The organism is Pseudoalteromonas sp. BZA4 (assembly GCF_040104395.1).
GTDB lineage: Bacteria > Pseudomonadota > Gammaproteobacteria > Enterobacterales > Alteromonadaceae > Pseudoalteromonas.
On record NZ_JBECOT010000028.1, the window covers coordinates 42,179 to 52,908 of the forward strand.

General features: G+C 41.7%; 8 protein-coding genes. 4 read left to right on the forward strand and 4 right to left on the reverse strand.

From position 1 onward, the window contains the following. The first annotated feature begins 46 nt into the window (after positions 1 to 46). Both ABMY41_RS12720 and ABMY41_RS12725 read left to right on the forward strand, forming a co-directional pair. Positions 47 to 1,210 (forward strand): capsular biosynthesis protein, encoded by a 1,164-nt coding sequence (locus ABMY41_RS12720; protein ID WP_287241649.1) that lies wholly within the window; start codon positions 47 to 49, stop codon positions 1,208 to 1,210. Continuing rightward, the gene (locus ABMY41_RS12725; protein WP_287241647.1) at positions 1,210 to 2,049 is read left to right on the forward strand and encodes a sulfurtransferase; all 840 of its coding nucleotides are present in this window, start codon (positions 1,210 to 1,212) and stop codon (positions 2,047 to 2,049) included. The genes ABMY41_RS12720 and ABMY41_RS12725 overlap by 1 nt, the downstream gene beginning before the upstream one ends. On the opposite strand, the gene ABMY41_RS12730 is transcribed toward ABMY41_RS12725, so the two are convergent. The 3 genes from ABMY41_RS12730 to ABMY41_RS12740 all read right to left on the reverse strand — a co-directional run bounded on the left by ABMY41_RS12730 (position 2,024) and on the right by ABMY41_RS12740 (position 6,615). After that, on the reverse strand, positions 2,024 to 3,562 hold the full coding sequence (locus tag ABMY41_RS12730; protein ID WP_289096975.1) for a tetratricopeptide repeat-containing sulfotransferase family protein: 1,539 nt from the start codon (positions 3,560 to 3,562) through the stop codon (positions 2,024 to 2,026). The two genes, ABMY41_RS12725 and ABMY41_RS12730, sit on opposite strands and share 26 nt — an antisense overlap. Positions 3,563 to 3,645: 83 nt before the next feature. After that, positions 3,646 to 6,078: a TonB-dependent receptor gene (locus tag ABMY41_RS12735; protein ID WP_349274901.1), complete on the reverse strand. Its 2,433-nt coding sequence runs from the start codon at positions 6,076 to 6,078 to the stop codon at positions 3,646 to 3,648. Positions 6,079 to 6,258: 180 nt separating this feature from the next. Then, on the reverse strand, positions 6,259 to 6,615 hold the full coding sequence (locus ABMY41_RS12740) for a DUF5522 domain-containing protein (protein ID WP_289096973.1): 357 nt from the start codon (positions 6,613 to 6,615) through the stop codon (positions 6,259 to 6,261). 43 nt (positions 6,616 to 6,658) lie between these two features. Between ABMY41_RS12740 and ABMY41_RS12745 the strand changes: the two genes are divergently transcribed. After that, positions 6,659 to 6,982: a hypothetical protein gene (locus ABMY41_RS12745; protein WP_289096972.1), complete on the forward strand. Its 324-nt coding sequence runs from the start codon at positions 6,659 to 6,661 to the stop codon at positions 6,980 to 6,982. Between the two features lie 40 nt (positions 6,983 to 7,022). Here the strand turns inward: ABMY41_RS12745 and ABMY41_RS12750 are convergent, their stop codons facing one another. Further along, the gene (locus ABMY41_RS12750; RefSeq protein WP_054561004.1) at positions 7,023 to 7,991 is read right to left on the reverse strand and encodes a class 1 fructose-bisphosphatase; all 969 of its coding nucleotides are present in this window, start codon (positions 7,989 to 7,991) and stop codon (positions 7,023 to 7,025) included. A gap of 160 nt (positions 7,992 to 8,151) precedes the next feature. On the opposite strand from ABMY41_RS12750, the gene ABMY41_RS12755 reads away from it, so the two are divergent. Further along, complete coding sequence (locus ABMY41_RS12755) at positions 8,152 to 10,581, forward strand: zinc-dependent metalloprotease (protein WP_349274904.1); 2,430 nt, start codon at positions 8,152 to 8,154, stop codon at positions 10,579 to 10,581. Positions 10,582 to 10,730 lie beyond the last annotated feature (149 nt).

Here is a 10,730-nt window from a genome sequence, read left to right on the forward strand (position 1 = left end):
AAAATAGCTGTATGCGCTTACGTTCAATCAAAAATAAGATGTGTATATGGCTTTTTTATTTATCTCTCGCAACAATGTGCACGCCCGCTATTACAAAGAACTGACTAGGAAACTGCCTTTAAAGAGTAAAGTGCACTGTATGGGCTTACCTAGATTTACTGCTCTTAAATACTTTAGCAAGACAATACAAATTGATTTTAGTAAAATAATTTCGGAACAACTATTACGTAAACAAGCGCGTAATAGTTTATGGAATAACCCCCTAATAATTAAAAGTTACTCTGCTTTGATGCTGCTTGTGGAGCGGTGTCGGTTCGCTAAGTATTATGATTTATTGAAGTCAGAATCGCCACAAGCTTTAGTCATTTGGAATGGTAATAAATTACCGAATGTTACTGTTTGTATGGCTGCTAAGGCATTAGGAGTGACCACCTATTACTATGAAAACGGGTTACTGCCCGGAACAACAAGCTTAGATCCTAAAGGTATTAATTTTGCGGCTTCTGTACCGCGAGATAGTCAATTCTATTTAAACTTTGATCCGCAGGGGAAGTTGCCATTTTCTGCGCCTGATTTAATTCCTAGAGCTAACCATAAAAAGCGTTGTAAGTTTGACGCAATCAAGTTACCCAAAAAATACTTATTTGTGCCATTTCAAGTTCCACACGATACTCAAATAGCTTGTTACTCTCCTTGGCTTAAGTCAATGGAAGAGTATTACGATGCTGTTGTTTCAGCTGTAAAACAGTTAAATGATCCAGAGCTTAAAGTTGTTTTTAAAGAACATCCTTCATGGCATAAGCACTATGAGCACTTGTACGATAGAAATGATGTTGCCGTTTTTGCCAACGGAAATTGTACTCGAGAACTTATTAATGGTGCTGAAGCCGTTATAACTATTAACTCGACAGTTGGCTTAGAATCTTTATTACTTGATAAAAAAGTGATTACCTTAGGGCTTGCTTGTTACAACATTGATGAGCTTGTATTACATGCGAGTGATCAAGCGAGTTTGATTAAATGCTTAGAAAAACTACAAAATGGCTGGCAGTCCAACAGTATTCTGAGAGATAAGTTTTTTACCTACTTAAAGCATGTGTATTGCTTGCCCGGTGTTTGGAAAGAATGTACAACTGAGCATGTTGAAGCGGTCGAAAAACGCTTAACTCAAAAAGATACATTTGCACAGCTATCGCAAAAGGAAAGCTAATGAAGAACATCGTCTCGCCAGAGTGGCTTAACGAGCATTTAAGCCTAGAAAATTTGATCATATTTGATGCAGGAATGGTGCGCCCTGGTTTACTGGGGGAGTATGCACCTAAGGCGATGCTTCCTAATGCACAGCGTTTTGATTTCAAGAAGGCGCTAGCAGATAACAGTAACCCTGTACCAAGTATGATGTGCAGTAGCCAGCAGTTCACAGAACATATGCAGCTTGCTGGTGTTAACCAAGACTCTCTGGTTGTGATTTATGAAGACCAAGGCTTATTCAGTTCAGCCCGTGCGTGGTGGATGTTTAAAGCCATGGGCTTTGATAACGTAAAAGTTTTAAGTGGCGGTTTAGCTAAGTGGCAGGCACTTGGCTTTGCTACACAAGCAAGCTATTCAGCTGCTACTGGTCAAGGCAATTTTGTTGCAAGCCCGCGTATTGATTACTTTATTAGTGCTGAGCAAGTACTTAACTCACTTGATGAACAAGGCACACTAACACTCGATGCTCGTCCTTATGAGCGCTTTACCGGTGAACACGCTGAGCCGCGCGAAGGTATGCGCAGTGGTCATATTCCAAATAGTCGCAGTTTATCTCTAGCAACAGTGCTAAATAACGGTGAGCTTAAACCCCTTAGCGAATTGCAGGCATTATTTGAACAACACATAGCGCCGCATCACACCCAGTTGCAGTTTAGCTGTGGTTCAGGTGTAACCGCTTGTGCAATTGCATTGTGTGCCGATGAATGCGGTTACGCTAACTTACGTGTTTACGATGGCTCATGGAGTGAGTGGGGCGCTCGTCACGACCTACCTATTGAAACAGGCCCGCATCAATAAAATCGGCGTAATTTTGCCAGCTGTCTATACTATTTTTATTCAGTGGCTGGCGGATTTGCTTTTTACTCGCCGTGGCTGATGCTGCATTGCTTTTATAAAAAGTGAGGCAGTTTTCCTGCCAGCTTAAATCACAAAACGCATAGAGCTTTTGCGTTTGTTGGGTAGGCTCTGCCACCAATTGCTCATAGCTTTGCAAAAAAACATTTTCAGGATACTTGTTGGCAAAATGACTGACTAATGCCGAGTAATCTTGATAGAACGAGGCAATATCTTCAAGTGTAAAACTGTAGTGATGAAACACACTTTGCGGGCTGTACATCTGTCTAAAATTGGCAATGCTGCAATCTTGCCAGCCCCGCTGCATACAAACGATTTTAGCATTAGGAAAAGCCGCTAAAATAAAATCAATATAGTAAAAGTTAAATGGCTGTTTGTCACAACTTCTTAGGCCGCCACTTAGTAGCTCAGCTCTTTGTTGATAGCTAGCCAGTGCTGTTTTTATTGCCTCAGATTCATATGCCTTATCGAGCATTTCGCTGTCTATTACACGCGCTGATTGCGTGGCGAATTGTATGAGTTGCGCAATATCATTTAATTCCCCAACCCCTTGCAGTTGTGTACTTTGATTAAGGATTTTTTCAACTAAGGTTGTGCCAGAACGGGGCATACCAACAACAAAAACGGGTGAGAACTCAGAGTCACTACTTGCAGGTGCTTGTTGTTTGCTTTGGGTAATGAGTTTTTGACAAAAGTGGCGATGCTGTGTGGCTTGATAATTAAGTTTACTGGCTATCGCTTGCTTACTTAGTGCAAAGTATTTAAATGCATTTTTGTAGTCATTAAGGTGCTCATAATTAAGAGCAAGACTATGAAAATACACTTGTTGTTCAACAATGCTTTTTTCTTTATCCGCCAAGGCTTGAAGTTTTTGGATATGTTGCTCTGCATCTATAACAGTATTAAGTTCAGCCAGCGAATAGTGGGCTTGATAAAAGCTAGGTTGCTTTGTGGTTAGTTGCTGCAATAAGCTTTTAGCTTCATCGAACAGTCCGTGAATTTTATAACATACCGCCAAATTATAGCTAATTTGTGGGTTATCTTTATTGCGCTGGTAGGCTGCTTGTTGGAAGCTAAGAGCGTCGTCATAATGCCCTAAACGGGTCGCAATGTTGGCTAATGTATCAAAGTCTGCGCCACTAAAACCAGCTGTTTGTAGAGCGCTTTGATAATGCACAGCTGCATTACTTACTTTGCCTAACAGTACGTATAACTTGGCAAGTGCTAAATGATAAACTGCAAAAGGGGCTAGGCTTAGGGCTTTTTCAAGGAGCTTAATCGCTTTGGTGATATCGCCAGCTGCGGTGTTGACTTCGCTGAGTAAAAAGTAACAAACATGGTCTTCAGGATTTTGTTTTAGGCGCTGCACAAGTAAGTGATGTGCATCGGTTAGTTGTTTGTTGTTTAACAACTGTTGGATATGAGCGCGAAGCGCTTGTTGGGTATCATTTAGCATAAGCGCATAGTATACCAATTAATTATTTTCAGGTATTAAAAAGCCCTGCCTAAAGGTGGCAAGGCTTTTATGGGGATGTTTAATTACAGCTCAAAGTTGTAGCTAAACTTCATACCGATAGTACGAGGTGCTGTGGTGTAGTGACCATAAACACGCTGTAGCTCAGGTAGTTCTTTGTTTAGCTCAGCATATTGTGACATACCTGCCCAAGACTTATCACGACGTACAGAAGTAAATGCATATTTATCGAATAAGTTGTCTACGTAAAGCGTTGCAGACCACATATCACCAGTAATTTTGGCAGATAAGTTACTTAGTGCATAACCTGGTAATACTTCGCCGTCTGCTTTTAAGCCTACTTTGGTGATCACATCGCTTTGCGCTGTAATACCGTAGTTTACGCTTAATTGTTTATCGCCTAGGATATCTTGCTCGTAACGAAGACCAAACGAGAATTGATGCTCAGGAGCGCCCGGTAAACGGTCGCCTTTGGCACCATCATAGTAGCTTTGGTACTGCGCTAAGTCATCGCCTAACACGCCAAACAAGTAAGGCGCATCTTCGGTCAATTCAGCCTTTGCATACGCGTATGTCGCATATGCAGCCCAATTATCACCAATCATTGCGCGAGTAGAAAGTTCAACACCTTTTGAATTAGCAGAGCCTGCATTCGAAGTAATTAACTCTTGGCCATTTACTGTACTGCTACCAACTTGCGCATCTTTCCAATCAACATTAAATAGCGCCGCATTGAAGTGTAGGCGGTTACGTAACCATGATGACTTAAAGCCTAGCTCGTAGTTGACCGTTGTATCTGGTTTGTAATCTTCTTCGTTTGGCAGGGCACAAACAATTTGTTGCTCAGGTAATACATCAGGGCAAGGAGCAATACCGTTACCACCACCAATACGGAAGCCTTCACTCACAGTAAAGTAAGCAAGTACACCATTATCGAATGTATAGTTAGCATTAAACTTGAATAAGTTACCGTTATCGCTTGCGCTCACATTTTCCATAACAAGGTTATCTAGTGAATCAAAATCACCAGAATAAAGCGGTGTAGCAGAGCCTGATGTTGTTGATACATCGTATTCGTAAAAACGAGCACCTAAAGTTATATCAAACTGATCTGTGATGCTGTAGCCGATTTCACCAAAAAGTGCTTTTTCAGTGGTTTCACTATCTGAAATTAGAATGTACTCAAGGTCTTGTTCAACATTAGGAATACCGCCACCCCAGTACTCAGTCAGACCCGGCGTGTATTCACGGTCATCTGAGTAACTTTCTACTTTGTTGTAGAAGCCGCCTACAATCCAGTTAAAAGCACTATTACTATTTGATACTAAACGAAGCTCTTGCGTAAAGGTATCGCGATCTGAGGTATCGTGCGTGTAGCCAACAAAAGAAGGGAAGTCGGCATAACCTGACCAAATATCGTAAAGTAGATCTGTTTGATCGCGTTGACCAGATTGCTCATAGCTAGACCAACCAGATGCAGATACCAGCTCAGCAAAACCAAGATCTGCTTTTACTTCTAAACTTAATAAATCGTTTTCTTCTTCACCTGGTTCAAGCACACGAGCTACGTTTTCGTACTTTCCTGGGACACCTTGTAGTGCACTGCTATCAGCAAGAGAGCCGTATTGCGATGTCGAGTTACCGCCATTTTCTTGCTTTTGATAGAAGTAGTTTAGCGTTGCATCAATATCTTCGGTTGCAAGCCAACGAAGTGATAAACGTGCAGTGGTGATTTGCTCATCGTTAACATCGCTTACGCTTTTTAAGTTGGCATTTACATCGCTGCTGTCTGAAAAATCAGGATTTGGGTTTGATACACCCGGTTCTTGAACCACGTGGGTGTAGTCAATGTAACCAGGGTTATCGTAATAATTTAAGCTAGCACGAAGCGCTAATTTTTCTTCAATTAGCGGGGTGTTTAATACCACACCAAACTCACCACCTGTGCCGTCACTTTCGTTAATGCTAAATACATCGCCTGTAACCTTACCTTCGGTGATATCAAGCTCTGGTTGTTTTAGCAAGTAACGAATTGCACCACCTAAAGTACCTGCACCATACAGTGTACCTTGTGGGCCAATTAGCACTTCAACACGGTCAACGTCAGTTAAACGTAAGTCGATGCTAAGTGGAATTTCACCAACATAGGTTGCCACTGTGCCACTATCAGAAATACGGTCAGAAGTATTTGTATTCAAACCACGAACGATAATCGGAGAACCTTCACGACCACCTTGATCAGAAATTGTTAAGCCAGGGACCCAGCGAGCAACATCTTCTAGATCGCCAATGTTTTGGTCGCTAATTACATCGCCATTGAGCGCTGTGATATTAAGCGGTGCATCTTGCACAGAGCCTGCACGTCGTGTTGCAGTAATTTGAATAGTTTCAATTGATTTATCAACTTCGATAGCATCTTCTGCAGCAAACGCCATATTGCTATTGATTAAAACTGCAGAAATTGCACTTGCAAGTAGAGCAGGCTTAAAAGTGTTCATGATTGATTCCGACTTAGTTACAGTAAATTTATGCTTAAAAAGTAGACGTTACTAGTGATTTAAGCTTAAAAATTGATGATTTAGTGAATTTATATCCAATTATAATGTATTTTTATTCTTACCGTCCATGCATTATTTGCAATTAAATGCAAAATAATTGAATAAATACTCTGCAAGGGATTAGCTATCGGAATAAGGGCAATGAGTACAGCCATTACTACAGCAATGGCCGCGTTTTAAAAAGAACCAGCGGCTAAATACCATGTAGTTGTTTTGCATAGTGTAATCGAGATTTTCTATTAAATTATCTTGAGTAAAATAAGGCTTAGCAAAGGCAAGCTGCTGTTCAAGAGGCTGTTGGTAAAGTTTAGATAAAAATGAATTTATCTTTTTTATAGTACAGTCTCGGCATAAACACTCTGTTGCTGCCTCATCGAGTGGTAAAATGTTGGGCAGCTCATTACACCAACAGGCATTAATATTGTCGGCTTGGCAGTTAAGCGTTGCTTTGCATTGTGAGCAAGTAAGGGTTGTCATTAAGTAAAAAGATGCTTTGAGATTGAAAAGGTAAGCATAGCAAATGGATAAATTAGACGCATTAGATGAGTTTGCCCGCTTTGGTGATAACCGATTTGAGGCAATCTCAGTAATTACCAGTACTCCAGACACGCAAGGTGGTGTTTATGCTCTGACGCAAGATGTTTTCTGCCAGGTTTTACAGCGTGTTATAGACGGCGAAATAGATATCGATGAATTAGAACTTTGGGCAAACGTAGTAGAGTCTCGGCAAGACATCGACGAAAGTGCCGTTGAAGGGGCTATTTATGCGCTAAGTAATAACGAGCAAATGGGTGAGTTGAGTACAAGTACGCTAAAGAAGTTATTAGCAGTGACTTTAGGCTGAAAGAATTTTATACCTTTCAGCCTAAGGCATTTACTGCTTGCTACTTATGGTAGCTTAAGCAGGTTTCCACTTCGTTTTTCGAACCTAAGATCACCGCCACACGTTGGTGAATAGCATCAGGTTGAATGTCCATGATGCGCTCAGTGCCTGTTGAGGCAATACCGCCAGCTTGTTCGATTAACATTGCCATTGGGTTTGCTTCGTATAATAAACGTAATTTGTTAGGTTTATTTGGATCTTTCGTGTCGGTTGGGTAAGTAAAAATACCACCACGGCATAATACACGGTGCACATCACCTACCATTGCAGCAATCCAGCGCATGTTAAAGTTACGGCCACGTGGGCCTGTATCACCGGCAATTAAGTCATTGATGTAATTTTGCATTGCTGGTTGCCAATGGCGTTGGTTTGAAGCATTGATTGCAAATTCGCTGGTCTCTTCAGGTACGGTTGCAAAATCTTGCGTTAATAAGAAGGTACCGTGCGTTTTATCTAAGGTGAAAAAGCGTGTGCCTTTACCGGTTGTTAACGCCAGCACGGTTGATGGGCCATATAATACATAACCCGCTGCAACTTGGTTTTTACCCGGTTGCATAAAAATACTAGGATCAGCCGGATCAGCCCCTTCAGGCGCCGCCATAATTGAGAAAATCGTACCAACGAGTGAGTTGATATCAGTATTTGATGAGCCATCAAGTGGGTCGAATGCAACAATGTAGTTGGCATCTGGATTACCCGCAACGGTGAAGTCTTCTTCTTCAGAGGCAATGGCTTTTACGTAGCCCGATTCTAATAAAATATCTTTTAAAAGTTGGTTAGTTAGAACGTCGAGTTTTTTCTGTGTTTCACCCTGAATGTTTTCGTCTAGGGTTGAGCCTAATACGCCAGATAGGGCGCCTTGACCAACACGAAATGAAATTTCTTTACATGCCGCAAGTACCGTTCTGATCAATGAGATCAGTTCACGAGGGCAACCATCTTCTAACAATACCGGTGGGAGTCTACGCATTCTATTTTCCTGATAACGTTGTAGCCAGACATTTTTAGTGTGAGAGAGAATGTCTTAGCAAGCGCTGAATTTCGTCTTAAATAGCTGATTTTTCTTGGCGGTACTTTATACTGCTTAATACCTATACAGTATTTAAAACGCGAATAACAAAGATAAGATTATGCAAAAAATACCATTACTACGATATCTGCTCTTAGCTGTGCTACTTACTATGATAACTCAAGCACACGCAGCAATTAAGTCTATAAATGATTTTACTGAAAAAATGACTCATTTTTCAGGCTATTTTTCATTTTACTACGACACAGAAAACGGCAAATTGTATCTTGAGGTGGATAAACTCGAGCAACAATTTTTATTACAACAAAGCTTACCTTACGGTGTTGGTTCAAATGATATTGGCTTAGATCGCGGTCAGTTAGGCGATACTCACTTAGTTCAATTTGAGCGTTTTGGCGATAAGGTGATGCTAAGAGCTATTAATACTTATTACCGTGCTAATACTAATAACCTTGCGGAACAACAAAGTATTAAAGAGGCGTTCGCATCAAGTATTTTAGCGGGCTTTAGTGTTGTAGCTCAGTCAGACACTGCTGTACTTGTGGATTACACCCCTTATTTATTAAGCGATGTTCATGGTGTAAGCCGTCGTTTATCGGCAACCGGGCAGGGAAGCTTTAACTTAGATAGCAACCGCAGTGCGGTATATTTAGCGCGCTCAAAAGCGTTTGAAAAAAATACTGAATTAGAAGCTGTGCTTACTTTTCAAGGTAATAACCCAGGAAAGTATGTACGCCAAGTGAGCGCAGACCCTTATGCACTGACAGTGCATATGCATCACTCATTAATTGAGTTACCGGACGATAACTACACTCCTCGCAAATTCCACCCCCAAGCAGGTTTTTGGAGCATTGAGCACAAAGATTATGCGGCAGCGCTGGGTGAGTCTATGTATGTGCGTTACATACCTCGTCATCGTTTAGCGAAAAAAGATCCGAGCCTGCCAATCAGCGAGCCCGTTGAGCCGATTGTTTATTACTTAGATCCGGGCGTACCAGAGCCAGTTAAAACAGCTTTACTTGATGGTGCTAAATGGTGGAATGATGCCTTTAATGCAGCAGGTTATAAGAACGCATTTATTGTTAAAGTACTCCCTGATGATGCCGACCCTATGGATATACGCTACAACGTAATTCAATGGGTGCACCGTGCAACCCGAGGTTGGTCGTATGGCAGCTCAGTGATTGACCCTCGAACAGGCGAAATTATCAAAGGCCATGTGACACTCGGGTCACTGCGTGTTCGTCAAGATATCCTAATTGCAGAAGCATTAGCAGCTCCCTATTTTGAAGGCAATGAAGTGGCTAAGCGTTTACAAGCCATGGCGCTTGATCGCATTCGTCAATTAAGCGCTCATGAAGTCGGGCATACTTTAGGTATTTCGCATAACTTTGCAGCGTCAGTGGCAGACAGAGCCTCTGTAATGGATTATCCACACCCACTACTGAGCTTTGATGAGCAAGGTAAATTAGATGTAAGCCGGGGCTATGCTGCTGGCATGGGCGTATGGGATACCCAAGTGGTCAAATACGGCTATAGTGATTTCACTAATCAAGATGAAGCACTGCAATTGGCTGCAATTTTAGCTGAAAACAAAAGCAAAGGGCTGGAATTTATTTCAGATAGTGATGCCCGCGCTCAAGGTGGTGCTCACCCAACAGGGCATTTATGGGATAACGGCAGCTCACCAAGTGATGAGCTAATGCGTGTACTTGATGTTCGCAAACAAGCGCTGACGAGCTTTGGTATCGAAAACATCAAAACAGGCACTGCTTTATCGCAATTAGAAGAAATGCTGGTGCCACTTTATTTGTTCCATCGCTATCAAGTAGAAGCTGCGGTTAAACTAATTGCTGGTGTGAATTATGAGTACGAAGTACGTGACGGCTCGCAACCAAAAGGGGCACAGGTTGTGGCAAAGCAAACGCAACAAGCAGCAGTAGATGCACTCCTTGCAACGCTAAAAGCTGAGAACCTTGTTTTACCTGAGTCAGTATTAGCGCTTATTCCACCAAAAGCGTATGGTGAATCTAAATCACGCGAAAGTATTGTTGGTCGCACAGGACTAACGCTTGATGCGATGGCGTTGCCTGAGGTTGCTGCAGCACATAGCTTGAGCCTACTTTTTAATAGCCAACGCATTAACCGTTTAGCGCAGCAGCAAGCACGAAGCGATGCGTTTTATGGTTTAGATGCGCTATTAGCACAAACTTATCAGCAAGTTTTTGAGCAAAAAATTGCTTCAGGGATGGCAGGTAAAATTAGCCAACGTGTGCAGCTTTTAACTGCAAAACAGTTTGCCGATTTAGTGGCAAGCAATGAGGTGGCACCCGAAGTACAAGCACAGCTTCGTTACTACTTAGCTAAACTTGCAAAGAGTTACCAGCAAGAATCAATGCTAGGCAGTGCATCCGTTGGTAATAGTGCATTTAAGCAATACTTAAGCGAACAAATCAGCTTGTTTTTAGAAAATGGTGAATGGCCTGAAAACTTTAAAGTGTTGCCAATGCCACCTGGCTCACCAATTTAATCCACCTTTCTTTTAAGACGCCTCACGGCAAGATCATTATAAATTGAACTTATAGAGCAAGTAGTGATCAGATCAAGGCATAATAATTACTTGGTCGCATAAATATGAGCACTACTTTTCTGAAACATTTTAATTCAATTACAGATCCT

Excerpts from the sequence above, each read along its gene's own strand:
- ABMY41_RS12720 (WP_287241649.1), top strand. The coding sequence starts at position 47 with ATGGCTTTTTTATTTATCTCTCGCAACAATGTGCACGCCCGCTATTAC.
- ABMY41_RS12725 (WP_287241647.1), top strand. The coding sequence starts at position 1,210 with ATGAAGAACATCGTCTCGCCAGAGTGGCTTAACGAGCATTTAAGCCTA.
- ABMY41_RS12730 (WP_289096975.1), bottom strand. The coding sequence starts at position 3,562 with ATGCTAAATGATACCCAACAAGCGCTTCGCGCTCATATCCAACAGTTG.
- ABMY41_RS12735 (WP_349274901.1), bottom strand. The coding sequence starts at position 6,078 with ATGAACACTTTTAAGCCTGCTCTACTTGCAAGTGCAATTTCTGCAGTT.
- ABMY41_RS12740 (WP_289096973.1), bottom strand. The coding sequence starts at position 6,615 with ATGACAACCCTTACTTGCTCACAATGCAAAGCAACGCTTAACTGCCAA.
- ABMY41_RS12745 (WP_289096972.1), top strand. The coding sequence starts at position 6,659 with ATGGATAAATTAGACGCATTAGATGAGTTTGCCCGCTTTGGTGATAAC.
- ABMY41_RS12750 (WP_054561004.1), bottom strand. The coding sequence starts at position 7,991 with ATGCGTAGACTCCCACCGGTATTGTTAGAAGATGGTTGCCCTCGTGAA.
- ABMY41_RS12755 (WP_349274904.1), top strand. The coding sequence starts at position 8,152 with ATGCAAAAAATACCATTACTACGATATCTGCTCTTAGCTGTGCTACTT.